The 24,861-nt window shown below is 69.2% G+C and carries 24 protein-coding genes; 13 read left to right on the forward strand and 11 right to left on the reverse strand.

Annotated features, from left to right (window positions below; genetic code table 11):
* Positions 1-37 precede the first annotated feature (37 nt).
* The 8 genes from FB384_RS17515 to FB384_RS17550 all read left to right on the forward strand — a co-directional run bounded on the left by FB384_RS17515 (position 38) and on the right by FB384_RS17550 (position 7,546).
* Positions 38-862, forward strand: coding sequence for an SAM-dependent methyltransferase (locus tag FB384_RS17515; RefSeq protein WP_258937665.1), 825 nt, complete (start codon positions 38-40; stop codon positions 860-862).
* A gap of 200 nt (positions 863-1,062) precedes the next feature.
* Positions 1,063-2,232 carry an alpha-hydroxy-acid oxidizing protein gene (locus FB384_RS17520; protein ID WP_183784441.1) on the forward strand — a complete coding sequence of 390 codons (1,170 nt, stop codon included), beginning with the start codon at positions 1,063-1,065 and terminating at the stop codon, positions 2,230-2,232.
* A gap of 258 nt (positions 2,233-2,490) precedes the next feature.
* On the forward strand, positions 2,491-3,042 hold the full coding sequence (locus FB384_RS17525) for a thiolase C-terminal domain-containing protein (RefSeq protein ID WP_183784443.1): 552 nt from the start codon (positions 2,491-2,493) through the stop codon (positions 3,040-3,042).
* On the forward strand, positions 3,039-3,458 hold the full coding sequence (locus FB384_RS17530) for a Zn-ribbon domain-containing OB-fold protein (protein ID WP_183784445.1): 420 nt from the start codon (positions 3,039-3,041) through the stop codon (positions 3,456-3,458). The genes FB384_RS17525 and FB384_RS17530 overlap by 4 nt, the downstream gene beginning before the upstream one ends.
* On the forward strand, positions 3,455-4,651 hold the full coding sequence (locus tag FB384_RS17535; protein WP_183784447.1) for an MFS transporter: 1,197 nt from the start codon (positions 3,455-3,457) through the stop codon (positions 4,649-4,651). Before FB384_RS17530 ends, FB384_RS17535 begins: the two co-directional genes overlap by 4 nt.
* 1 nt (position 4,652) lies before the next feature.
* Positions 4,653-5,102, forward strand: a complete 450-nt coding sequence (locus FB384_RS17540; RefSeq protein ID WP_183784449.1) for a MaoC family dehydratase — start codon at positions 4,653-4,655, stop codon at positions 5,100-5,102.
* A 449-nt stretch (positions 5,103-5,551) separates the two neighbouring features.
* The gene (locus FB384_RS17545) at positions 5,552-6,928 is read left to right on the forward strand and encodes an L-serine ammonia-lyase (RefSeq protein WP_183785695.1); all 1,377 of its coding nucleotides are present in this window, start codon (positions 5,552-5,554) and stop codon (positions 6,926-6,928) included.
* Positions 6,929-7,273: 345 nt separating this feature from the next.
* Complete coding sequence (locus FB384_RS17550) at positions 7,274-7,546, forward strand: DUF4242 domain-containing protein (protein WP_183784451.1); 273 nt, start codon at positions 7,274-7,276, stop codon at positions 7,544-7,546.
* 316 nt (positions 7,547-7,862) lie between these two features.
* Here the strand turns inward: FB384_RS17550 and FB384_RS17555 are convergent, their stop codons facing one another.
* Positions 7,863-9,248: an MFS transporter gene (locus FB384_RS17555; protein ID WP_183784453.1), complete on the reverse strand. Its 1,386-nt coding sequence runs from the start codon at positions 9,246-9,248 to the stop codon at positions 7,863-7,865.
* Complete coding sequence (locus FB384_RS17560) at positions 9,245-10,471, reverse strand: M20 metallopeptidase family protein (protein ID WP_183784455.1); 1,227 nt, start codon at positions 10,469-10,471, stop codon at positions 9,245-9,247. The genes FB384_RS17555 and FB384_RS17560 overlap by 4 nt, the downstream gene beginning before the upstream one ends.
* 103 nt (positions 10,472-10,574) lie before the next feature.
* Between FB384_RS17560 and FB384_RS17565 the strand changes: the two genes are divergently transcribed.
* On the forward strand, positions 10,575-11,633 hold the full coding sequence (locus FB384_RS17565; protein WP_221212776.1) for an Lrp/AsnC family transcriptional regulator: 1,059 nt from the start codon (positions 10,575-10,577) through the stop codon (positions 11,631-11,633).
* Between the two features lie 103 nt (positions 11,634-11,736).
* On the opposite strand, the gene FB384_RS17570 is transcribed toward FB384_RS17565, so the two are convergent.
* Entirely contained in the window at positions 11,737-12,660 is a 924-nt protein-coding gene (locus FB384_RS17570; RefSeq protein WP_183784456.1) for a hydroxymethylglutaryl-CoA lyase, read from the reverse strand.
* Between the two features lies 1 nt (position 12,661).
* A complete protein-coding gene (locus tag FB384_RS17575) occupies positions 12,662-13,897 on the reverse strand; it encodes a CaiB/BaiF CoA transferase family protein (protein ID WP_183784458.1) in 1,236 nt (411 codons plus the stop codon).
* A 157-nt stretch (positions 13,898-14,054) separates the two neighbouring features.
* On the opposite strand from FB384_RS17575, the gene FB384_RS17580 reads away from it, so the two are divergent.
* From FB384_RS17580 to FB384_RS17595, 4 genes are all read left to right on the forward strand, one after another.
* Positions 14,055-14,876, forward strand: a complete 822-nt coding sequence (locus FB384_RS17580; protein ID WP_258937673.1) for an IclR family transcriptional regulator — start codon at positions 14,055-14,057, stop codon at positions 14,874-14,876.
* A 323-nt stretch (positions 14,877-15,199) separates the two neighbouring features.
* Entirely contained in the window at positions 15,200-15,409 is a 210-nt protein-coding gene (locus tag FB384_RS17585) for a hypothetical protein (protein WP_221212777.1), read from the forward strand.
* Complete coding sequence (locus FB384_RS17590) at positions 15,397-16,896, forward strand: sodium:solute symporter family protein (protein WP_183784462.1); 1,500 nt, start codon at positions 15,397-15,399, stop codon at positions 16,894-16,896. The genes FB384_RS17585 and FB384_RS17590 overlap by 13 nt, the downstream gene beginning before the upstream one ends.
* 238 nt (positions 16,897-17,134) lie before the next feature.
* Positions 17,135-17,782: a TrmH family RNA methyltransferase gene (locus FB384_RS17595; protein WP_258937674.1), complete on the forward strand. Its 648-nt coding sequence runs from the start codon at positions 17,135-17,137 to the stop codon at positions 17,780-17,782.
* A 44-nt stretch (positions 17,783-17,826) separates the two neighbouring features.
* Here the strand turns inward: FB384_RS17595 and FB384_RS17600 are convergent, their stop codons facing one another.
* From FB384_RS17600 to FB384_RS17630, 7 genes are all read right to left on the reverse strand, one after another.
* Positions 17,827-18,432, reverse strand: a complete 606-nt coding sequence (locus FB384_RS17600) for a response regulator (protein ID WP_183784464.1) — start codon at positions 18,430-18,432, stop codon at positions 17,827-17,829.
* Positions 18,429-19,496, reverse strand: a complete 1,068-nt coding sequence (locus tag FB384_RS17605; RefSeq protein ID WP_183784466.1) for a sensor histidine kinase — start codon at positions 19,494-19,496, stop codon at positions 18,429-18,431. Before FB384_RS17605 ends, FB384_RS17600 begins: the two co-directional genes overlap by 4 nt.
* A 36-nt stretch (positions 19,497-19,532) precedes the next feature.
* Complete coding sequence (locus tag FB384_RS17610) at positions 19,533-20,336, reverse strand: ABC transporter permease (protein WP_221212778.1); 804 nt, start codon at positions 20,334-20,336, stop codon at positions 19,533-19,535.
* Positions 20,333-21,289, reverse strand: coding sequence for an ABC transporter ATP-binding protein (locus FB384_RS17615; protein ID WP_183784468.1), 957 nt, complete (start codon positions 21,287-21,289; stop codon positions 20,333-20,335). The genes FB384_RS17610 and FB384_RS17615 overlap by 4 nt, the downstream gene beginning before the upstream one ends.
* Before the next feature lie 77 nt (positions 21,290-21,366).
* Positions 21,367-22,245 carry a slipin family protein gene (locus FB384_RS17620; protein WP_183784470.1) on the reverse strand — a complete coding sequence of 293 codons (879 nt, stop codon included), beginning with the start codon at positions 22,243-22,245 and terminating at the stop codon, positions 21,367-21,369.
* A 131-nt stretch (positions 22,246-22,376) separates the two neighbouring features.
* Positions 22,377-23,150, reverse strand: a complete 774-nt coding sequence (locus FB384_RS17625; RefSeq protein WP_183784473.1) for a LamB/YcsF family protein — start codon at positions 23,148-23,150, stop codon at positions 22,377-22,379.
* Between the two features lie 235 nt (positions 23,151-23,385).
* Complete coding sequence (locus tag FB384_RS17630) at positions 23,386-24,828, reverse strand: PucR family transcriptional regulator (protein ID WP_183784475.1); 1,443 nt, start codon at positions 24,826-24,828, stop codon at positions 23,386-23,388.
* Positions 24,829-24,861: the final 33 nt, after the last annotated feature.

Below are 24,861 nucleotides of genomic sequence, written 5' to 3' on the forward strand. Positions count from 1 at the left end.
GCGGCGACGATGCCGGAATCGAAAGGGTGGGGTGCCGGTGACAGCGGGCGGGAGCGACGCTGACAGGTTCGCGGGTAAGGATCTCGAGCTGGACAAGCCGAATCCTGCGCGGATGTACGACTACGTCCTGGGCGGCGAGCTCAACTACGCGATGGACCGCAGGCTCGTGGACGAGGTCCTGGCCGCCATGCCACGCGCGCGCGATACGGCTGTGCTGAATCGCTACTGGCTGCGCCGTGCCGTGCGCTACGGTGCGCGGCAGGGGATTCGGCAGTTCCTCGACCTGGGCTCGGGCATGCCGACCGTGGGACAGGTGCACGAGATCGCGCAGCAGGTCGCCCCCGAGTCGAACGTCGTCTACGTCGACAACGAGCGCATCGCCGTGGCGCACAGTGAGATCGCGCTGGAAGGCAACGACCGAGCCGAGATGATCGGCGCCGACGCCGAGCGGGTCGACGAGGTCCTGGCCCACCCGACGACGAAGCGGCTGCTGGATTTCGACCGGCCGGTGATGGTGCTCATGTCGGCGCTCGTGCACTACTTCTCCCCGGACGAGCGGGATGCCGGCAGTATGATCGCCCGCTACCGCGACGCGCTCGCTCCCGGCAGTTACCTCGCGCTGTCGAGCTTCACCGACGAGCAGCAGGACGAGGAGATGTTCCGGGCGGTCGAGCTGAGCAAGGACACGAGCGAACCCATCCACCTGCGAAGTCGCGACGACGTCCACGAACTGATGGCCGGATTCGAGATCGTCGAGCCCGGAATCGTGTTCACCCCGGAATGGCACCCGGACTCCCCGGAGGACGTCGGCGAGACACCCGAACTCTCCGGTGTGCTCGCCGTGGTCGGCTACACGTCGTGACGCCGGCACCGCGCCCGTGGTGCACAGGCGCACGTGCCCGGAGTCCGTGGGGCGCGATCGCGGCGGTGCCGGAGACCGGTCCGAGCGGTCGCGGTTGACGGGTGGCACCGCACCGGCGATCTTGGGGACACCGCGCGGCCATGCGCGTAGGACGGTTCGTTCGCCCGCGATCGTGGGCGGTGTGCTCGGGAGGTCGGGTCATGTCCCCGCGTTACGGCGACTACCAGCTGGAGATCTACCTGAACGGGATGCGGGGTCTGCAGCCCCGGTATCCGGCCGACGCAGCGACGATGGAACGACGCGCGGCCGAGGCGCTGCCGCCCTGGGTGTTGTCGTACGTGAAATCGGGTGCCGGGGACGAGGGTACGCAGCGCGCCAACGTCGAGGCCTTCGCCAAGTGGGGTCTGGTTCCGCGGATGATGGAGGGCGCCTACGAACGGGATCTGTCGACGACCCTGTTCGGTATCGAGCTGGAGCACCCGTTGTTCCTGTGCCCGATCGGCGTGCTGGGGATCTGCTCGCAGGATTTCCACGGTGACCTGGCCACCGCCCGCGCCGCCGCGCGCACGGGGGTTCCCATGGTCGCCTCGACGCTGTCGCAGGATCCGATGGAGGACATCGCGGCCGAGCTCGGTGACACGCCGGGGTTTTTCCAGCTGTACCCGCCCAACGACCGGGACCTGGCGATCAGTCTGATTCAGCGGGCCGAGCGCGCGGGGTTCTCGGCCCTCGTGGTCACGCTGGACACGTGGGTCACCGGCTGGCGCCCCCGCGACCTGAACACGGCGAACTTCCCGCAACTGCGCGGATACTGCCTGGCCAACTACGTGACCGACGAGCACTTCCGTTCCCGACTCGGTAATGATCCCGACGCCGATCCGCTGGCCACGGCGGCGTTGTGGGCCAGCGTGTTCGGCTACGCGACGTCCTGGTCCGACCTCGACTGGATCCGGGAGGCCACGTCGCTGCCGATCGTGCTCAAGGGCATCAGTCATCCCGACGATGTGCGCAAGGCCAGGGACCTGGGGGTCGACGGCGTCTACTGCTCCAACCACGGTGGCCGTCAGGCCAACGGCGGACTTCCCGCGTTGCAGACCCTGCCCAAGGTGGTCGAGGCCGCCGCCGACGAGATCCCGGTGCTGTTCGACTCGGGCGTGCGGAGCGGTTCGGACATGGTGAAGGCGTTGGCGATGGGGGCGACGGCGGTAGGCACGGGACGGCCGTACGTGCACGCGCTCGCGGTCGGCGGGGAGGACGGTGTGGTGCATCATCTCCGTTCGTTCCTGGCCGAGGCCGATCTGCTGATGGCCATCGACGGCTACCCGACGCTGGACAGGCTCCGCGCGGCGGGCTTGGAACGCGTGCACTGACGGTAACGGGACTCGGAAACCCGATCCCGCGATAGCGCGGACCCCACCGGTGGCCGTCGGCAGTCGGACCTCGGGCGCACTCGGTGTCCGGCGCGCTGACGTCGACGATCGTGGCGCATCGTGGCTTGTAGATCATACGAGGTTCGGCCCCGTGAGTTCTCGTTCTCACCAGTTTCGCGGGTGGCTACCGGTGGTTACCGTCATCCGCGAGCGAGGCAGGCCGATGGAGGTTTCGCCGGTGAGGCCAGGACGGTTCGGATGACGTTGTCGGGTGGTTGCGCCGTCACCGGCGCGTCGGTGCTCGCAGCACGACGGACGACCCCGGGTCAGACCACGCTGGGACTGATCGGCAGGCTGGCCGCGGCCGCCGTCGCCGATGCGGGGCTGGAACCGGCCGAGGTCGATGACGTGTTGTCACCTGGGCTGACGGCGACACCGCTGGCTGCGGCCATCTCGGACGTTTGCGATATGTCGGGCACATCGGTCGGTGACATCGACCTGTTCGCGCTCTACGACTGCTACTCGATCATGCTCGCACTCACGTTCGAGGACGCCGGGTTGTGCGCGAAGGGCGAGGTCGGGCCGTGGCTGTTGGAGCAGGACTTCTCCCACACCGGCAACGTGCCGACCAACACGCACGGCGGGCAGGCCGACCTGGCCGGAGGGATGAGCCACCTCGTGGAGGCCGTGCGACAGTTGCGTGGCGAAGGTGGCCCGCGGCAGGTGCCGGACGCGGAACTGGCGCTGGTCACCGGAAACGGCGCGACGCTCGGCGAAGAGGTGGCGCTGGTGATGGGAGCGGAGCGATGAACGAGGCAGTGCCACGGCCCGGCAGATTGTCGACCCCGGTGACGGCCGAGTACTGGCGAGCCGCGGCCGAGGGCAGGTTACTCCTCCGGACGTGCCGGACCTGCGGTCACCGGCAGCTCTACCCGCGTTCGATGTGCGTGCGCTGCTGGTCGGAAGACCTCGGGTGGCACGAGGCCGCGGGTGCCGGAACGGTGTGGGCATTCACGGTGATCGAGGTTCCGGGCCACCCGGCGTGGCGGTCGATGACGCCGTACGCCGTGGTGATCGTCGAACTCGACGAGTGTCCGCGACTACTCAGCGGACTGCTGGAACAGCGCGCCTACGACGTCCGTATCGGCCAACGCGTGCGCGCGGTCACCGAGGCCAACGGCGACCCGACGGGCCCGATTCCCTACTTCGTCCCCGCCGAGTCATGACGCCGCTGCAGCGCAGGATCGCGATCGCGGCCGTGCAGGTGCTCGGCCTAGCGGTATGGTTCTCCATGTCGGCGGTGGTGCCCACGCTCCGGGGCGAGTGGGGCATCTCGGCCGCCGCGGCGGTGTGGCTGACGGCATCCGTGCAGATCGGGTTCGTCGTGGGCGCGGTCGGGTCGGCCGCGCTGAACCTCGCCGATCGGGTGCGGCCGCATCTGCTTCTCGCGGCTAGTGCGGCGTTGGCGGCGCTCTGCACGCTGGTGTTGGCACTGCTGGCCGGCGGCATGGCGGCCGCGCTCCCGTTGCGGTTCTTGACCGGTGTCTTCCTGGCGGGTGTCTACCCGGTGGGCATGAAGCTGATGGTGTCCTGGTCGGGGCAGTCCGGCAGGGGCATGTCGATGGGGATGCTGATCGCCGCGCTGACCGTCGGCTCGTCCGTGCCCCACCTGATCGCGGGATTCGGCTCGCTGCCGTGGCGCTCGGTGCTGCTGGCCGCAGCGGCGCTCGGCGGTCTCGGTGCGCTCGTCGCGATCACGATCGTGCGGCCTGGGCCGCATCTCGGTGCCGGAAGCCCGCTCCCGAATCCGCGCTACGCCCTCACGATGTTCACCGAACGCGGGCCGCGGCTGGCCAACCTCGGCTACTTCGGCCACATGTGGGAGCTGTACGCACTGTGGACCTGGATCCCGACCTTCCTCTTGGCACGCGACGCGGCGGACGCGCCACAGGTGGTCGAGCTCGTGGTGTTCGCGACCATGGGTGTCGCGGGTGCGGCCGGCTGCTTTCTCGGTGGCTGGATATCCGACCGGTTCGGCCGGTCCCCGGCCGCGGTGTCGGCGCTGGCCGTGAGTGGCGCGTGCTGCCTGCTCTCGCCCCTGGCGCTCGCCGCGCCGTCGGCGGTGCTGGTGGCGTTCTGCGCCGTGTGGGGTGCTGCCGTCATCGCCGACTCGGGAGTGTTCTCGGTGTCGTTGAGCGAAACAGCCGACTCCCGCTACGTCGGGACGGCGCTGACCGCCCAGACCGCGATCGGCTTCGCGCTGACCGTGGTCAGTATCCAGGTGGTGCCGTTGGCCGCAGCCGTGGTCGGTTGGCAGTTCGCGTTCCTCGCCCTGGTGCCCGGGCCGGTGATCGGTGTGCTGGCCATGCGTTCCTACGGTTCCCGAACCCGCCCCACGATTCTATCCACAAAGGAGTGACATGTCCGCTGTGTGGCCGAACGGCAAGCCAGAGGTGGGTTCCAGCGCGGAGCTGTCCCGTCGGGTGAGTCCGAACGACATCCCCCTGTTCACCGAGCTGAGCGGCGATCGCAACCCGCTGCATTACGACGAGGCCGCTGCCGAGTCGTCCCGTTTCGGCGAGATCGTGGTGCAGGGCGGGATCACCAGTGCCGTCCTCAACGCGGTGGTCGCCGAGAAACTGCCCGGCCCGGGGACGGTCTTTCTGAGCGTGTCGTGGAACTTCACGGCCCCGGTCCGGCCGGGCGACACGATCACGGGCCGCGTCGAGGTGACCGAGGTCAGGGATGACAAGCCGATCACGAGGCTGGTCACGCAGGTGATCCGCGACGACGGGACCACGGCACTGGAAGGCACCGCCGTGTGCTGGACGATGGCGATGCCGGAGTGGCGAGGCGGCGATGATGTCTGATCGGCGAGTGGTGCTGCTCTCGGCGGCGCGCACGCCGGTCGGCCGGTTCGGGGGAGGCTGCGTTCGATCGACGCCACAGACCGCGCGGGAAACCTTGTGCCCGACCAGATCGTGCTCGGCATGAAGAACGACCGCTGGTCGGGGGGACCCTGTGAGTTCGGCAAGAACCGGCGGCTCGTTTCCCCGCACTGACACGCTCATCCACCGCCCCTAGGTTCGTTGGTGTCCGTCGCGGAGGCCAATGAGGCCAGCCGGAGGCGCATGTCGACGCGAATCCTGTGTGGGTGCCCGACGCGGAGGCTGTGGCGCGATGCCGGTGTCAGGTTCCGAGAGCGTGTCGGCATCCAGCTGCCGATGTGCGTGAGGCCGTGGTCGCATCTCTGGGTGCGCGAAGATCGCGGCTGTCGCCGTGCTGGCGATCGGGTGAGGAGGCGTTGTTGAATACCCCCATGAACGTCAGCGTGGTCGATCTGTTCAGCATCGGCATCGGGCCTTCCAGTTCGCACACGGTGGGCCCGATGCGGGCCGCCGGACGGTTCGTCACGGCGTTGGCCGACCACGGTCTGCTCACCCGGACGGCTCGCGTACAGGTCGAGCTCTTCGGTTCACTGGCCGCGACCGGGCTCGGCCACAGCACCGACCGGGCGGTACTGCTCGGCCTGGCCGGCCAGGATCCCGAGACGGTCGAGCCGGACCGGGCCGCCGCGGTGGTGACCCTGGTGCGCCAGCAGGGACAACTCGACCTGCTCGGCACCGAACGGATCGGCTTCGAGATCGACCATGACCTGGTCATGCTCGCCCGCGAGACGTTGCCGCGGCATCCCAACGGCATGCGGTTCACCGCATACACCGCAGGCGGGGACGCGGTGCACGAGGCGACGATGTACTCCGTCGGCGGCGGTTTCGTGGTGGAGGGCGGCTCCGAGGACGACGCCGGTGGGGATTCCGCCGAGGCCGACGCGCCGCCCTACCCCTTCGCCTCCGGGGGTGAACTGCTCGGGTGGTGCGCTACCCAGCAGCTGCCGATGAGCGCGGTGATGCTGGCCAACGAGTGCGCCCTTCGCTCGGAGGCCGACGTGCTCGCTCACCTCGACCGGGTCTGGTCGGTGATGCAGGACTGCGTCGATGCCGGCTGCGCGACGGAGGGAACCCTCCCCGGCGGGCTGGCCGTACGCCGGCGGGCGCCGCAGCTGTACCGGCGGCTCACCGACGAGGGCGCGGACCGTGATCCGCTACGCGTCGTGGACTGGATCAACCTGTTCGCTCTCGCCGTCAACGAGGAGAACGCCGGGGGCGGGCGGGTCGTGACCGCACCGACCAACGGCGCGGCCGGCATCATTCCCGCGGTGCTGCACTACTACGTGCGGTTCTGCGACGGTGCGGACGCCGGCGGCGTACGCCGATTCCTGCTTGCCGCCGGCGCGGTCGGCAGCCTCTACAAGCGCAACGCGTCGATATCCGGTGCCGAGGTCGGTTGTCAGGGTGAGGTCGGCTCGGCCTCGTCGATGGCGGCGGCCGGGCTGTGCGAGGTGCTCGGCGGTACCCCGCGCCAGGTCGAGAACGCGGCCGAGATCGCGATGGAACACAACCTCGGGTTGACCTGCGACCCGGTGGCAGGTCTGGTTCAGGTCCCGTGCATCGAGCGCAACGCGATGGCCTCGGTCAAGGCCGTCAACGCCGCCCGGCTCGCCCTCAACGGCGACGGTGAACACCGGGTCTCCTTGGACCAGGTCATCGCCACCATGCGCCAGACCGGTGCCGACATGGCCTCGCAGTACAAGGAGACCTCGCTCGGCGGCCTCGCCGTCAACGTCATCGAGTGCTGACGGCCGGCGAACCTTGCGCTGCGGCGAACCCGTCGCCACGTCGTCGACACCGTGCGGTGCGGCCTCATCCGCGGCCTCTTTCCGCGGTTTTCCCGCCGAATCCCAGCCGGCAGGGACGAACGATGCCGCGGCCCGCGGAAGATCCCTCCTCCGAGCCGAGTTCGGCGTGCCGGAGCAGATAAACGCTCATGGGCCGGGGCCTGCCCGCTCGGGCAGGTCGGGGCGACCGTTCGGTCGGTTACGACATCCGCCGCGCCGATTAACGTTCACAGTTGCCGCGTGTCACAAGCCCGGCACGGGGAGGAATCACGGACATCGGACGTCACCGAGACCGGAGGAGCCGCCATGGGTCGCTACGTTGTGGAGCGGACACTGCCCGGAGCGGGAAAACTGACCGACCAGGAGCTGCGTGACGTCTCGGCGAAGTCGAACGAGGTGCTCGCCGAGATGGGAGAGGACGTGAGCTGGGTCGAGTCGTACGTGACCGACGACAAGCTCTACTGCGTCTACGACGCGACTGATCCCGAACTGATCGAAGAACACGCCAGGCGCGGCGGTTTTCCCTGCGACCAGGTCGCTCCGGTACGCGGGGTCATCAACCCGGGAACCGGATCCTGAGGCAGCGCCCGGGTTTCCCCGCCGCGGCGCGTGTCACCGGCATGCCGCGCCCGGTCTCACGATGGGTGGTGCGGTTGCCGTGGTGGTGACTGCCGTTCGAGGCGGCCGGGTCCTCCCGGCCGCGTTCGGTGAACGGGGTCGTACGGGGAGACGATCAGCCCTAGCCGGGTCCGCCGAACGGACCGTCGAGCGATCAGCGATACCGGCGGTCGGTCCTCCCGGGACAACTCGGCGATCCCGGGAGAACCGAGCCCTCCCGGGATCGCCGACGCACGCAGTCTTCCACCGCCGGATTCCTCGCGGAATCAGCCGTCCCTCACCGCGTACCGGCGTGAGCGCCCACGGCCGACTTGCGTCGACCGTGGGCACCGACGTCGTCGCTGCTCAGGTCGATGCCGCGGGTCTCGGGAAGGGTGAACAGCACCAGGATGGTGATCACCATCAGTCCCATCGCGTAGAACAGGAACAGCGAAGGGTTTCCGAGGTCGGCGAACAGCGTCTGCAGATAAGGCGCGGTGCCGCCGAAGGCCGCCACCGCGATCGCGTACGGGAGCCCCAGGCCTACCGCCCGGATCCTGGTCGGGAACATCTCGGCGTAGATCGCCGGCGCGATCGACGAGAACCCGCCCATCAGCAGCAGCGCGATCGACATGGCCAGGAACAGTTGCCAGGCTTGGTCGCCGAGCAGCGCATCCAGCGGAATCGAGGTGACCAGCAGCCCGCCGGACGCGATGAACAGCACCGGCTTGCGGCCGATCCGGTCCGAGAGCATGCCCCACAACGGCAGGGAGATCAGGAAGAGGACCTGGGCGCCCACTCCGGCCCAGAGCGCGCTGGTCGGATCGATGCCGTGCACCGAAATCGCGTAGGACGGCGCGGAGATCGCCCACACGTAATAGAGAACGGTGGCGCCGACGGTCATCCCGATCACCTGGAACAGCAGTTTCGGGTGCTGTTTGATGGTGTCCCACATCCGGCCCTTGGGCTCCGCCGAGTTTTCCTCGTCGTTCTCGGCGAGGAATACCTCGGTCTCCCGCATCCGCAGCCGCACGTAGAGCGAGTAGAGCCCGAAGACACCGCCGAGGATGAACGGCACCCGCCAGCCGTAGCTGTACATCTGCTCCTGTGTGAGCACCCCGGAGAGCAGCGCTCCGAGCAGGGTTCCGGCGAGCACACCGCACGTGCCGGAGAAGTAGATCAGGCTCGACCAGAGGCCGCGGCGCTTCCGGGGCGCGACCTCGGCGATGTAGGTCTGCGCCGCCGGCAGTTCACCGCCGTGCGCGAGGCCCTGGCCCAGTCGCGCGAGCAGTAGCAGTGCCGAGGCGCCGAGCCCGATCTGCTCGTACGTCGGCGACAGTCCGATCACCAGGCTGCCGCCTGCCGCCAACGCCAGGCACAGCGCCATCGAGACCTGGCGGCCCTTGCGGTCGGCGACCCAGCCGAACACGAAGCCGCCGAGCGGGCGGGCTGCGAAGCCGACCGCGAAGACGGCCAGCGTGCTCAACAGCGCCGAGACCGAGTCCTCGTTGTTGAAGAACTGCCCGGCGAAGAACGAGGCGAAGGTGGCGTAGACGGTCCAGTCGAACCATTCCATGGCGTTGCCTGCGCCGAGGCCGAACAGGGTACGGGCGCGGTCGGGCACGGTGTCGTCGTCGGTTTCGGTGACGTGTCCGCCGGTGGGGGAGACGGGGGAGTCGGTCATCGCGGTGCTCCTTCGGTGAAGCGGTCCAGCCGGCGGATCGCGAGCTCGGCGTAGACGGTGGCCGCGCGGGAGAGCGTGGCCGGGTCGAATGTTGCGTGTGGACTGTGGTTGTTCGGGGCGTCGGCCGGGTCGAGGCCGGGCATGGTGGCGCCGAGACCGAGGAACGCGCCGGGAACTTCGTCGAGCACTCGGGAGAAGTCCTCCGACCCGGCCACCGGGGTCGGCAACTCGGTGTAGTGCTCCTCGCCGATCGCCTCGCGGATCACGCCTGCGGCGAAGCCGGCCTCGTCGGCGTCGTTGACGGTCACCGGGTACTCGGCGTCGAACCGGATGTCGGCGGTGACGCCGTGGGAGCGGGCAACGCCGCCGAGGGTCTCGTTGATCATCTCGTCGAGCCGGGCGATCGTCTCGGTGGAGAAGCACCGCACGGTCGCCTCGAACTCGGCGTGGTCGGGGATGACGTTGCGGGCGGTGCCGGCGCGGAGCACCCCGACGGAGATGACGACCGGATCGAAGATGTCGAAGCGCCGGGTCACCATGGTCTGCAGGGCGCCGACCATGTCGGCCGCAGCCGTCACCGGGTCCTGGGCGCGGTGCGGCATGGAACCGTGCCCGCCCGCGCCGTGGACCACGACGCGCAGCCGGTTCGACGCCGACAGGATCGGGCCGGGGCGGCCGGCCAACTGGCCGCTCGGCAGCGTCGAGGAGAACACGTGGAGGGCGTACGCCGCGTCGGCCCGGCGGCCTGCGGAGTCCAGGACGCCTTCGTCGATCATCACCGCGGCGCCGTCGTAGCCTTCCTCGCCGGGCTGGAACATCAGCACCACGTCGCCGTCGATCCGGTCGCGGTGGCTGTGGAGCAGCCGCGCGGCACCGACCAACGAGGTGGTGTGCAGATCGTGCCCGCAGGCATGCATTGCGCCGTTGCGGGAGGCGAACTCCAGGTCGGTTGCTTCTGCCACGGGCAAGGCGTCCATGTCGGCGCGCAGCAGCACCGTCCTCGGGTCAGCCGCGTCCCGGCGCGGACCCGTGCCGCGCAGCACCGCGGTGACCGAGGTGGTCTTGTCCCCTGTGGTGACCTCGAGGCCGAGGCCGTCCAGCTCGCTGAGCACCTTCTCCTGGGTGCGGGGCAGGTCGAGCCCGACCTCGGGTTCGCGGTGCAGTTCGCGGCGAAGGCGTTCGAGCTCGTCTTGCTGGCCTCGTGCGTCGTCGTGGAGATCCACGGTGTCGCGCTCCTCGTTCGTCGGTGGACGGGGTGCCCTCGAGTGTGAGAATCCACGTCGTAAGGAACGTAAAATCGATGGATCCGCTCACTGATGGAGAGGCTTGGGAGAGAAAGTGGACGCGCATCTCGATGAAGAGGACTTTTCGCTCATCCACGCTCTCCAGGTGCGGCCGCGGGCCACCTGGACCCAGCTCGGATCCGTGTTGGACGTCGCGCCGGTGACACTGGCGCGTCGGTGGGAGCGGCTGCGCAACGACGGCAGCGCGTGGGTGACCGCCTATCCGCGGGTGAGCGTGTACTACGAGCTCCGCGTCGCCTACGTGGAGCTGCGGTGCGCCAGCGGGCAGGTGCGACAGCTGGTCGAGGAACTCGTCCGATGGCCGGCGGTCATGACCATCGAGGAGTCTTCTCGGGAATACAGCCTGGTGCTCACCCTCTTCGGGCGCGGGATGGCCGAGCTCTCCGCACTGCTGCTCGACCAACTCCCCAGCCTTCCCGGGGTCCTCAACACCCGTTCCCATCTGGCCGCGCGTATGCATCTGGAGGGGAGTAGCTGGCGGGTGGGTGCGCTGGACAAGGCGCGCGTCCAGGCACTGACGACCCTTCCGGCCTCCGGCGGGGGCCAGGGCGGAGCGGATCGACCGGCGAGCGTGACGCCCTGGGAGCGGCCGTACGCCGACCTAGCCGAGGCCTTGGGAATGGACGGGCGCCGGAACGCGGCACAGCTGGCCCGGCTCGTCGGGCGTCCGGTCGCGACCGTGCGGCGCCAGCTCGGCCGGCTCCTCGCCGCCGACGCGACCACGTTCCGATGCGAGATCGCTCAGGGACACACCCCATCGCCGATCGTGCACAACTGGTGGTGCCGGGTGCCGGTCGGGCACGTCCCCGGATGCGTCAACCAGCTCCGGACGCTGTCGACGGTGCGGCAGATCGTCAGCCTGCCCGGTCCGGCCAACCTGTTGGTGACCACCTGGATGCGCTCGATCGAGGAGTCGATGCAGATGCAGGAGTACCTGGAGCAGGACCTGGCGCCGTTGACGGTGGTGGAATCGGCGCTCGTGTTGCGTACGCCGAAGCGGCTCGGCTGGGTGCTGGACGAGCACGGCCGTGCGAAGTCGTACGTCGCGCCGTTCGTCCGGCCGGAGCCCGGCGGTGGCTGACGCGACCGGGAGTGCGCGGGGGTCCTCATTGCGTGGAGCCGATACCTCCACGTGCGGTCACGTCTGCGGATATCTGACAACGACAGTGGATTCGGCGGTCATGTCATGTGGCACCCACGCCGCGCAACGGCCGGGGCACGGGTGCCGCGGGTACGGCCGCCAGGGCCGAGTCGAGTTCGCGGCCGACCGCCGTGCGTAGCTGCGTTCGAGCTTCGGTGAGTGCAGCCGGGTCGATTCCGGTGTCGATGCCGTCGTGGTGGAACAGGTTGACCAGGTCGTCGGTGGCGATGTTGCCCGCTGCGCCGGGAGCGAACGGGCAGCCGCCGATCCCGCCGACGGCGGCGTCGAACCTGCGGATGCCCGCTCGGTGGGCTTCACGGGCGTTCACCAGTGCCATGCCGTAGGTGTTGTGCAGGTGCAAGCCCAGCTCCAGCTCGGGGTAGGCGTCCTGGACCGTGGCGATCGTGCGGCAGACCTGGGCCGGGTGCGCGGCGCCGATGGTGTCGGCCAGGTGGATCCGCTCGGCCCCCATCTCGAGGAGCTCGCCGACCACGTGTGACACCCGCGCAGGGTCGGTATCGCCGTCGAACGGGCACACGAATGCGGTCGCGACGGCTGCTTCCACCCGGACACCGGCGGTGGTGAGCGTCCCCGCGCACCGCTCCAACCGTTCCAGCGCCCGTGCCGTGGCGGCGCCGGTGTTGGCCTGGCTGTGCCCGTCACTGGCCGAGACGGTGAGTCTCACGCTGTCCACTCCACACGCCACCGCTCGCTCGGCACCGGCCGAGTTGAAGGCCAGAGCGTGCAGCGCCACACCGGGAACGGCGCCGAGAGCGGTGACGAGCTCGTCGGTGTCGGCCATCGACGGGACCCGGTCGGGGCGCACGAAGGCGCCGATCTCGAGCGAGGTGAACCCGGCCTCCACCAGCAGCCGGGCGAGCTGCACCTTGGTGGCCGTCGGCACGATCCCGGGTTCGTTCTGCAACCCGTCGCGCAGCGCCGTCTCGGTGATGAGTACGTCGGCCACGTCAGATCACTCCCGCCGCACGAAGTTCGTCCTGTTCGGACTCCTCGATGCCGATTCCCGCCAGGATTTCGGCGGTGTGACGGCCGAGTTCGGGGCCGAGCCACCGGGTTCCACCCGGCGTCCCCGCGAGCTTCGGCACGACACCGGGTACCGAGATGTCGGTGCTGTGCTCGTCGTCGATGGGTACGGTGTGCTGTTCGTGCATGCCCCGCGCCGTGTAATGGGGGTCGTTCACGATCTCCTGTGCGGTGTAGATGGGTCCACAAGGGACTGACGCGGAGCGGAGCTCGTCGAGTGCGCCCGCCAGGTCGCGCTGCCCGGTCCACGCCTCGATGGCGTCGTCGACCTCCTCGACGTGGGCCACCCTCCCGCGGTTGTCCTGCAGTCGTGGATCGTCGGCCAGGTCCGGCCGTTCGATCAGGTGCATGAGGCGATGGAAGATGCCGTCGTTGTTGCCGCCGATCACGATGTGCTTCCCGTCGGAGCAGAGATAACTGTTCGACGGGACCACCCCGGGAATGGTGCTGCCGGACGGGCCGCGTTCCACGCCGAAGGCCTCGAACTCCGGTACCAGCGATTCGGTCAGGCTGTAGACGGCCTCGTAGAGCGCGACGTCGACGATCTCCGCACCGGAGCCGCCGCGATGGCGCCGCAACAGTGTCATCAGGGTGCCGATGACGGCGTAGAGCCCGGCGACGGAGTCGGCCAGGCTCACTCCCACCCGTACCGGTGGCATGCCCGGATAGCCGGTGAGGTGGCGCAGGCCGCCCACGGCTTCGGCGACACCGCCGAAGCCGGGTTGATCCCGGTACGGTCCGGTTTGGCCGTACCCCGACACCCTGGTCACCACCAGCTCCGGATTGATCTCGTGCAGCCGGTCGGGGCCGAGGCCCCACTGTTCCAGGGTTCCCGGCCGGAAGTTCTCCAACAGAACGTCGGACCGCCGGGCCAGTCGCAGCGCGATGTCGCGGCCCTGTTCGGTACGCAGGTCGAGGGTCACGGACTTCTTGTTCCTGCCCAGAACCCGGAACAACAGGGACGTGTCCGCCCCGTGCTGCCGCCAACTGCGCAGTTCGTCGCCGGTACCAGGGCGTTCGATCTTGATCACCTCGGCGCCGAAATCGGCGAGCAACCGACCTGCCGACGGTGCGGCGATGAAGTTGCCCATCTCCAGCACGGTGATACCGGCGAGCGGACCCGACCGGGAATCGGATTGCGACGTTGCGGAGTCGTCCATCGGACCACCCTTCCGGGCGTCGTGCTCACAATGTGGGTTGTTGAATTAGAATGCAGGTTGCTTCTGGGTGTCAATGGGAGTGGGTGACGTCGTCGTTCGTCATGGCAATCCCACATTGCGGTACGGTCGGCACCGCAGCCCATGGGGAGGAGAGTCCGTGACCGACGCCGCGAACGCGCCCGAGGACCCCGGCGGGACGGACTCCGGCGGAACGGAGACCTCCGCAGGCTCGGCGCGCCCGATCCTGGTGCTGCAGAAGCTTCGACGGATCTTCGAATGCTTCACGCTCGACGAACCCGAGCTCGGACTGCGCGAGATCGTCAACCGCACCGGGCTGCCGCCGAGCACGTGTCAGCGACTGGTCCAGAACCTCGTCAGTGAGGGCTTTCTGAGCAAGGACGGCGATGTCTACCGCATCGGGCTCGGGATGGTGCGCTGGGCCGCGCCCGGCACATACGGGCTGGACCTCGTCAAGCTCGCCGGTCCGGTTCTGGAGGAGCTGCGCGATGCCGCCGGTGAGACCTCTTTCCTGCAGGTGCGCGACGGCCCCCATCGCACCATCGTGTCGCTCTCGGAGGTCCGGAACGTGGTGATCCGGCGGTTCATGGTCGGGATGGTCATGCCGCTGCACGTCGGCTCGGCGGGCAAGGTGTTTCTCGCGCACGACCCGGACGCGTGGCGCGACGCCATCGACAGCGGGCTGCGGAGTCCCGAGGACAACCGGGTCGTGTCGCTGGAAGACCTGCAGCGTGAAGTGGCCGAGGTTCGCGAAGCCGGCTACTCGGCGACGTTCGAGGAGCGCGCCGCCGGCGCCGGTTCGCTGAGCGCTCCGGTCTTCGACATGGCGGGCACCATCGCCGCGGCTGTCGGAATCGGCGCACCGATCCAACGTTTCACCGAGGCCGACGCCGAACGGATCGCACCACTGGTGATCAGCGCAGCGAAGCGGCTGTCGGCGAGCATCGGCTATCGCGAGTAGTCCCGCATTGTGGACGCGGCCGTCGACGTTGCGAGAAGATTGCGCCTTGACTACAGGTCCCGATCGCCGCATGCTAACCCCCTACATCATGGAGTGCTAGCTCACATCGCGGGCTAGTCGTCGGCAGTAACGCGGTGGCGTCGGTTGCGAGGTCACGTTCGACGTTCCGCGTGACCCGTAGTGCAGGACTGTGATGGATCCGCCCGCCGGACAGCGTCAGTCCGAGCAGGAGAGGAGTCCTTGTGTCTCAATCGGCCCCATCGCGGCGGAGGGAGCCGATCCGTAATCCGTGGATTTGGATCGGCCTCCTCGCGATCGTTCTGGTGGGCATCCCGTGGTATCTACCGCCGGGAACGCTGCACCCGCTCGTGTTCGGGTTGCCCGTGTGGACGCTGGTCGCGGTGGCGTCGTCGATCGGGGTGTGCGGCTTCCTGCACTGGGCCCTGTCCAAGCACTGGAACCTGGTGGAAGACGCCGAGGAAGCCGACACCGCGGAGGCATCGACGGACGGGAGCGAGTCGTGGAGAACCTGACCTTCGGCGGCTGGACGGGGATCGGCGTTCTGCTGGGTTTCGCCGTTCTCATGTTGCTCATCGGCTACTTCTCCGGCCGTCGCCAGCCGAATATGCGGCACAGCATGAAGAATTACTACCTGGCCGGGGGCAATCTCGGCGTCCTGGTGTTGTTCTTCACGCTCTACGCCACGCAGTACAGCGGGAACACGGTCATCGGCTACGCCCCTCAGGCCTACCGAGTGGGATTCCCCTGGTGGCAGTCGGTCACGTTCTTCACCGTGGTGATGGCCGGATACCTGTTGTTCGCGCCGCGCCTGTACGCGGTGGCGAAGAAGCACTCCTTCATCACGCCGACCGATTGGGTTCGGCACCGGTTCTCGTCCCCCGCGGTCGCGTTGCTCGCCACCGTGCTCATGCTGTGGGGACTGGCCAGCTACCTGCTCGAACAGCTCATCGCCATGGGTCAGGCGATCTCGGGCCTGACCGGTGACACCGTGCCGTACCAGGTCGGTGTACTGGTGTTCGTCTTCGTGATGCTGATCTACTCGTGGATGGGCGGAATGCGGGCGGTGGCGCTGACCGACGTGATGCAGGGGATCGCACTGCTGGTCGGTATCGTCGCCCTGCTGATCGGCGGCTTCGTGCTCGCGGGCGGATCCTGGTCCGAGACCACGCAGTATCTGGTGGAGCAGCGTCCGGATGCGGTCGCCGTTCCGCCACTGGAAGAGTCGGTGAACTGGTTCTCGATGATTCTGCTCGTGGGCATCGGTATCGCGATGTATCCGCACGCGATCCAGCGGATCTACTCGGCGCGCAGCGAACGGACCCTCAAACGTTCGTTGAAGCGGATGGTCTGGATGCCGCTGATCACCGCCGGTGCGGTCTTCTGCGTCGGACTGCTGTCCACGCAGATCTTCCCCGGGCTGTCCGACGACGAGTCGGAGCAACTCGTCGGCAGGCTCACCAATGCGGTGGCCGGTATCAACCCGGTGTTCTACGTCGTGATGCTGCTGTTCGTCGGTGGCATTGTCGCGGCCATCGTGTCGACATCGGATTCGGCGTTGCTGAGCTTCTCGTCCCTCGTGTCCAAGGACCTCTACGCCCGGTATGCCAAACGAGAGATCGGTGAGCATCGGCAGGTGATCATCGGCAAGGGTGTCGGGGTCGTGGTGGTGTTCGCTCTCCTCCTGCTCGCCTGGAACCCGCCCGCCACCCTCGTCGAGATCTTCGTGCTCAAGATCGAGCTGCTCGTGCAGCTGGCTCCGGCTTTCGTTCTGGGGCTGTACTGGCGACGGCTCGCCTCCGGCCCGGTGTTCTGGGGGATGGCAGCCGGCGCCGTCCTCGCGAGCACGATGACGCTCACCGGAGTGGAAACGCTCTACGGGGTGCACGGTGGACTCATCGGCCTGGTGCTCAACCTGGCGATCTGCGTGGTCGGCAGTCTGCTCGTCCGTCAGTCGCCCAGTGAGGCGAAGGCCGGCGAGTCCGTCGCGGAAGCGGTGTAGACCGAGCCGACAGACCGCGTCTCGCCGGCCCGTGAGGGAACCGTTCGCTCATGGGCCGGCGACATGTCGCTCCGGTCGGGACACCGCAGCCGGCCGGCGACCATCGCCGGCCGGCTGCGGCGACCGTCTGCCGATGGCGCTCGTCCGGGGTCCGCAACTCCGGAGCGAGCCCCTGCAGCCCAAGGGTGTCGACGACGCCGGAGAGTCCGGGGCAGCGGCCTGCTAGCGTTCCTGTGCCGTGAGTACTCCCGGACAGCCCGACACGCACGATCATCCCAGCGCTCCTGCACGGCTCGGCACCCCGGCGGAGGCGCCCGACACGTCCACCCAGCATGACTCCCGTGGCGGGGTCGGCGCCGCGGACCCGTGCGGCACCTCCGGTGAACACCATGAACGCCGCATCGTCGTGGTCGCGCACAACCTGCGCTCGGCGCACAACGTCGGTTCGTTGCTGCGGACCGGGGAGGTCTTCGCCGTGGACACGGTGCACATCACCGGGTTCACCCCGTACCCGCAGCATCCGGGCGACGAACGAGACCCCGTGGTGGCGGCACGGCAGACGCGCAGGCTCGCCAAGGCCGCCGCGGGCGCGGAACGGACCATGCCGCTGCAGCGGCACGACGACGTCCACACCCTGCTCGACTCGCTGCGCGGTGAGGGTTACACGATCGCCGGCCTGGAGATCGACCCGAACGCCGTGATCCTGGGCGACTACTCGCCCGGGGCGAAGGTCGCCCTGGTGCTGGGGGACGAGGTGCGCGGCATCGACCCGGACCTCCGGTCCCGGTGCGACCTGCTGCTGCAGATCCCCATGTACGGGCAGAAGAGCTCGCTCAACGTGAGTGTTGCGGCAGGAATCGCGTTGTACGCACTGCGCGCGACGTGACCGCGCGAACGGCCGCCCCCTGCCCGGCCGTTCGCACGGTCACGTCAGATCCACCCCCGATCGCGGGCAAGCCGCGCCGCGGCGTAGCGGTTCTCCGCCTCGGTCTTACCGATGGCCGAGGAGAGGTGGTTGCGCACCGTACCGGGGGACAGGTGCAGCTGCGCGGCGACGGTGCGCACCGACGCACCGTCGGCGGCTGCACGCAGCACCTCCCGTTCGCGGTCGGTGAGGGGGTCGATGCCTCCCGCGAGGGAATCGGCCGCCAGCGCGGGATCGACCACTCGCTCCCCGCCGGCCACGCGGCGCACGACCTGCGCGAGCTGGTCCGCGGGGGTGTCCTTGACGACGAACCCGGCTGCCCCGGCCTCCATGGCCCTGCGCAGGTATCCCGGCCTGCCGAAGGTGGTCACGATCAGGCACCGGCAGCGCGATCCCGACGCGGTCACCGCCGCGGTCGCATCGATCCCGTCGCCGCCCGCCATCTCGATGTCGATCAGCGCGACATCGGGTTCGTGCTCGGTCACCGCGCGCAGCACCTGGTCGCCGCGCCCGACCTCCGCGACGACGTCGAGGTCGCGCTCCAACGACAGCAGAGCGGCCAGCCCGCCGCGGACCAGATCCTGGTCGTCGGCGAGAAGCAGTCGAATCACGCGCGGCCCACCTCCAACACCGTTCCGGGGCGCTCGTCATCGTCACAGCGCGACGACAGGGTCAGCCACGCCCCGGCCGTCGACGCCCGTTCCCGCAGTCCGCGCAGCCCCGAGCCGCCGCCGCGGGTTTCGTCGCCGGTGCCGACGCCGTCGTCCTCGACCCGCAACCGTCCCGGCCGGACGCTGACGCGGCAGGTCGAGGCCTGCGAATGACGGACCACGTTGGTCACCGCTTCCCGCAGTGCCCAGGCGAAGAGCTCCGCGTCCGCCCCCTCGACGGCGTGCACGTCGACGTCGGCCGTGATCCCGGCGGCCGCCAGTACCTCCCGCGCCGTCTCCGCCTCCGAGGCCAGCAACGGCGTGCGCAGCCGCGCCACGGTCGAGCGCACCTGCCCGAGCGATTCGCGGGCCAGCGAGTCGATGCGGTCGATCTCCTCCCGTGCCCGCTCCGGGTCGATGTCGATCATCCTCCTTGCCAGCTGCGCGCGGATGGACAGCACGGTCAGCGAATGTCCGAGCACGTCGTGGACGTCACGGGCGATGGCGTCGCGCTGAGCGGCATGGCGCAACTCCTCCTCGGTGTCGAGCTGCCGGTGTTCGTGGTGGTCCGCCAGGCGGATGACCACGATGAACACCACACCGAGCCCCGTGCCGAAGGTGGGCCACCACGTGTCGGCGAACGGCAGCGCGATCACGCAGGCGGCCGCCCACACCGCGACGCCGCTGACCAGCCCGGACCGCAGCGGGAGGCTGAACACCAACGCCGCGGTGAGGAAGGTGGCGAACGTGACCGCCGTGTACCCGGCTGCGGGCACGGTTGCGGCGGCCAGGATCGCCAGTACGACGATTCGGACGATGATCCGGCGTCGCACCTGCGCGGCGTTGCCGTCCTCGGCGTCGTGCCAGAACACCCCCAGATAGACCACGACGAAGCACGCCGTGGCGGCGAGCGCGAGCAGCCGCAGGCCCCCCGTGGCCTCCGACGTGGCGATGGAGGTCACGGGGATGGCGAGGAACACCAGCCATACCCCTGCGTACAACAACCGGAAGATGCGCATCCCCATGGCCCCGATCCTGCCCGATGCCCGTCGCGTCCGGTATCAGTGCCGGGTGGTTCGCCGGCGCTGCAGCAACAGGCACGCGACGGCGAACACGACGGTCCACGCGGCGACGTTCGTCAGAACCATCCACAGTGGATCGCTGCCGGACGTTCCGCCCATGGAGACGAGGTCGCCCCCGGTGAGCGGATAGCGGGCCAGTGCGACGATCCCGTACATCGGGGTGAATCGGCCGATGTCGAGCAGCACCCCGTCCAGTGGTGTGAACGCGTTGCCCAGAAAACTGAAGATCACCAGCAACCCGGTCGCCGCTCCGACGGCGGCGTCGGACCGGAAGCTCAACCCGACCGCCAGGCCGTAGAAGGCGAACGGGAGCGATCCGGCGATCGTCAGCCCGACGGTGGCCAGCCAGACGCCCGGTGGCATGTCGGCCACCGTGAAGATCCCGGCCAGGTTGAGGACCAGCACCGGCAGCGCCGCGGTCGCCACGGCGATTGCGGCCTTGGCGACGATGAAAGCCCCGTGCGGCATGGCCGTCAGCGCGAGCTGCCTGCCCCAGCCCTGCTGGATCTCGAGCGCCGCCGATCCGGCCATCGACGTCGTGGCCATGGCCGCGCCGTACGAGGCGATGGCGATCATGGTCCAGGCGCTGACGTTGCCCACGCCCACCGGTTCGCCGGACCAGTCCATCGAAGCGCCGAAGAACAGGAACAGCGCGGTGGGCAGGACGATCACGAAGAAGCTGTTGCCGATGTTGCGCAGGTTCCGCCAGAAGTCCATGGCGATGTACCTGCCCAGGCTGTAGCCGCCCCGGACGTGGTTGTGCGGGCTCGTCGCGGTCGTCATGCCGAGACCTCCTCGGGGGCGGCGGTCGCCGGGCGCTCGGGGGCGCCCGTGTCGGTGGATTCCTCGGTGAGCAGGCGGAACGCCTCCTCGAGACTGGCCGGCCGCACGGTGAGACCGTGTGCGTCCGTGCTCGTGAGCAGATGCCGGGCGAGTTCATCGGGCCGTTCGGTGCGGAAGGTGATCCGGGCCCCCTCCCGGGTCGTTCGGATCACGAACGGCAGCTGCTCGAGCTCGTCGGCCGCCGGATCCCAGGTCACCGTCACGTACGCGGCACCTGCTCGGGCCCGCACCTCGTCGGTGGGTCCATCGGCGAGCACACGGCCGCTGTTCATCAGCACCGTCCGGCGTGCGAACTGTTCTGCCTCCTCCAGGTAGTGGGTGGCGAAGATGACCGTGATGCCCTCGTCCGCCTGTGCTCGCATCCGGTCCCAGAACTCGTGCCGCGCGGAGACGTCCATTCCCGCCGTGGGCTCATCGAGCACGATGATTTCCGGGCGGGGAAGCAGCGCGAGCGCGAAGCGCAGTCGCTGCTGCTGGCCGCCCGAGCACTTGCCGACCTGCCGTGAGGCGAACGGCCGTACGCCCGCGATGTCGATGACCTCGTCGACGTCGGCCGGAGCGGCGTGCAGCGCGGCGATCATCCGCACCGTTTCGGCTGCGGTCAGATCGGGCAGCAGCCCTCCGGTCTGGAGCAGCGCGGAGAGCCTGCCGGTCTGCACGGCGGCCCGCGGCGGCTGGCCACCGACGCTGACGTCGCCGGATCGGGCGGTGGTGAGTCCCAGCAGGATGTCGAGCAGCGTCGTCTTGCCTGCTCCGTTGGGGCCCAGCAGGGCGAGTACTTCTCCGCGCGCTACCTCGAGGTCGACCCCGTCGACGGCGCGGATGTGGCCGCCGGTGCCGTCGGGGAACGACATGTGCACGTTCCGGGCGGAGATGACGGATTCCTGAACCATGCTCCGCAGTCTTGCCGGTGCCACGGCGGTGGTCCTAGGGCCGGCGTCATCGATGCCCCGTGACAGATGTCAGGGGTTCACGTCGTGCGTTCGGGAGAACGGTTGTCCGTCCTGTCGAGCTCGCCGTCGGCTCCGTCGTTCCGGCCGCTCGCGTCGCGTTCGGTGCGTGCCTGCTGCGGGACGTCCGCGCCGTGCCCGCGGTTGCCCGTGGACTTGCTGTCGAGGAACTGCAGCAGTTCGACGGGGAAGGGCAACACGAGCGTGGAGTTCTTCTCCGCCGCGACCTCCACCACGGTCTCCAGCAGGCGCAGTTGCAGGGCCGCGGGAGTGTCGGCCATCCGTTCGGCCGCCTCGGCCAACTTCTCCGAGGCCTGCAGCTCGCCTTCGGCGGCGATCACTCGGCCCCGGCGTTCGCGCTCGGCCTCCGCCTGCCGTGACATGGCGCGTTTCATCGTCTCGGGCAGTGCGACGTCCTTGATCTCCACGCGATCGATGTGGATGCCCCAGCCCAGAGCCGGGCTGTCGATCATCAGCTCGAGCCCTTCGTTGAGCCGTTGCCGGTTGGACAACAGGTCGTCGAGACTGCTCTCCCCGATGATCCTGCGCAGGCTCGCCTGCGCGACCTGCAGCATCGCGAACCGGTAATTCTCGACGCCGACGATCGCCTGTACCGGATCGACCACCTTGAAGTAGACGACGGCATCGACGCGCACGGTCACGTTGTCGCGGGTGATGCCGTCCTGACCCGGTACGGGCAGCGTCACGATCTGCATGTTGACCTTGGTCATACGATCGACGCCGGGTACGAGCAGCCTGATACCGGGCTCGGTGGGTGCGCGGAGCACCCTGCCGAAGCGGAAGACGAGCCCACGCTCGTACTGCCGTACGATCCGGACGCTCGCCGCGAGTCCGACGGCGCCGACGATTCCTATCGCGCTCAGGATCTCGATCCACATGGCGGCTCCCCGGTCGGTGAACCCCTGTCGGTCGATGATACGCCCGTTGCGCAAGGAGACGCTGCCCGCGCGATGCGCCGGGACCGGCCGACGTTGCGAACCGCCGGTCCGACGCCGATCGCGGACCCGTGTCACCCCTTCCGACCGGCGACGACGTCGTGCATCGTCGCCGTGGCCACCCCGTGCTGCTCGAACCGTGCACGGATCGCCCTGGCGATGTCGGGGGAGTTCGGACGATCGCCGTGCAGGCAGATCGTGTCGGCGTCGACGTCGATCGCCTTGCCGTTGACCGAGGTGACACCGCCGCGCAGGACGTCGATGGCCTGCTGGGCGCAGACGTCGGGGTCCTTGGCCTCCGGAACGGGTTCGATGATGATGTGCCCGTTGTCGTCGTAGTCGAGGTCGGCGAAGGCCTCGCGGGCGACCGGATAGCCGTCGGCGAGCACCCGCTGTGCGGTGGGCCCGGCCAGCAGGACGAGCAGGACGTTCGGATCGGCCTTCGTGACGGATTCGGCTACGGCGGCGGCCACGTCCGGGTCACGCAATGTCAGCCCGTAGAGCGCGCCGTGCGGTTTGACGTGGGCGATGGGGACGCCTGCTTCGTCGGCGAAGGCGCGCAGCGCACCGTACTGGTACAGGCAGGCGTCGGCGGCTTCGGCGGGGCTCAGCGCCATGGCACGGCGGCCGAATCCGGCGAGGTCGGGGAAGCCGGGGTGCGCACCGAGTGCGACACCGTTGGACACGGCCAGTTCCACCGACCGGCGCATGGTCCCCGGATCGCCCGCGTGCCAGCCGCAGGCGACGTTGACGGAACTGACCTGGGGAAGCAGCGCGGCGTCGTTCCCGAGTTTCCATCGGCCGAAGCTCTCGCCTGCGTCCGCGTTGAGGTCGATGACTGTCTTCATGGCCTGTCCTTTCACGTCGGGAACGGGCAACGGTAGGTCTTCCGCGGCCGGTGTGGGAATGGACGTTCTGGCCAATTGTCGCTGTGCTGACGCGACAATGCGCGGCGCGAGATGCAGCACCGCCCGCGGAACCGGCAGGTCGCGGCGGCCTCCGCACCGGCGCGCAGGTGCGGAGGCCGCGCCACCGTTCCGGGCTACTTCGCCGCCGCCGACGCGGCACCGGACCGCCCCGCCGCTAGGCCACGAGCCGGATGGCCAGCCAGAGCTGTGCGCGGACGTCGGGTGAGTCCACATTGCAGTCCAGCAGTGCGGCCACCTTGCTCATCCGGTGCCGGAGCGTGTGGCGGTGCACGCCGAGTTCCGCCGCAGCGGGGTCCCAGTGGCCGTGGTGGGCGAGCCAGCTGCGCAGCGACCGCACCAGCTCACCGCGCTGCCCGGCGTCGTGGTCGTACAACGGGCGCAGCATCGCCTCGGCCCGGGTGACGACGCCCTGGTCGGCGACGTCACGCAGCAGCCCGACGCCGAGGTCGTCGAACCGGACCACCGCCGTGCCGCGGCGGGTGGCCTCGGAGAGGGCCTGCCTGGCCTGCCGGTAGGCGGCCGGCAGCCCGTCCAACCCGGTCGGCGGCGACACGCCCAGGTGGCGTGCGGACGGCAACTGTTGCGACGCGGACGCCACGGCGATCAGCTCGCCGTCGAGCTCCCCGGCCAGCAGGTCCGATGAGGCGCCGCCGTCCACCAGGGTGGGGGAGTGACCCGATCCGGCGAGAACCACGACGGGTTCGTCGGGCAGTCTCATGCCGAGCGGGTCGGCGAGTTCGTCGAAGGCTGTGCGGTGTCCCGTGAGCAGCAGTTTCAACGCCGTGGTGCGCAAGCGTGTATCGGCAGTGGTCCGGGTCCGGATCAAGGCGATGGACAGCAACGAGGCGGCTGCGTGCGTGATGTGGTGATCGGTCGAGCCGAAGGCGTGTTCCCTGCCGACGACGAGGAAACCCGCCAGCTTGTGCCCGCCGCCCAGGGAATGAGCGGCGACGTGTCCGCCGTCGGCGGACAACCCGATGCTGGAGGGCAGGCGTGCGGCGCGCAGCCGGTCGAGGTCGGGGGCCAGGGCCGGTACGTGCTCGGCGGCAGCCGCGGGCTCCGCCTGCGTCACGGTTCCGTCGGGGCTCAGGAGCACCGCCCAGCAGGCGAGTTCGGTGGCCAGCCTGCCGATCAGCCCGCCCAGGTCCTCGCCGTGCACGGCCGCGGTCGTGAGCGCGTTGCGAGCCGTCTCGAAGCGCCGCGCCTCGGCGCTGCGGGTGTCCGCCAGCGCTTGCGAGACGGCTTTGCTGATCTCGATGAACGGCGTGCGGTGCGGGACCTCGAGTACCGGCAGGTGGGCCGCCTCGGCCGCCGCCAGCAGCGGTTTCGGGATCTCGTCGTGTCCGAGTTGGATCCCGAAACCGAGCCCCGACAGCCCGGCCGCGGCGAGCCTGCCGACGTAGGCGGCCTGCCCGTCCTCGGTCTCCGGCAGTGCGATGCCGGTGGTCAGCAGCAGTTCGCTGCCGGAAAGGAACTGGGTGGGATCGGTGAGCTCGCTGGCGTGGACCCACGAGATGGGGCGGTCCGCACCGGCGCTGCCCGCGCGGAGCGTGAGTCCGAGCTGTGGATTGCCGGTCAGATCGCTCGCCGTGGGCATAACCAGCAGTTTTACACATTCTGTCCAGTGCCG

It is taken from the genome of Prauserella sediminis, from assembly GCF_014195435.1.
Taxonomy (GTDB): Bacteria; Actinomycetota; Actinomycetes; order Mycobacteriales; family Pseudonocardiaceae; genus Prauserella; species Prauserella salsuginis.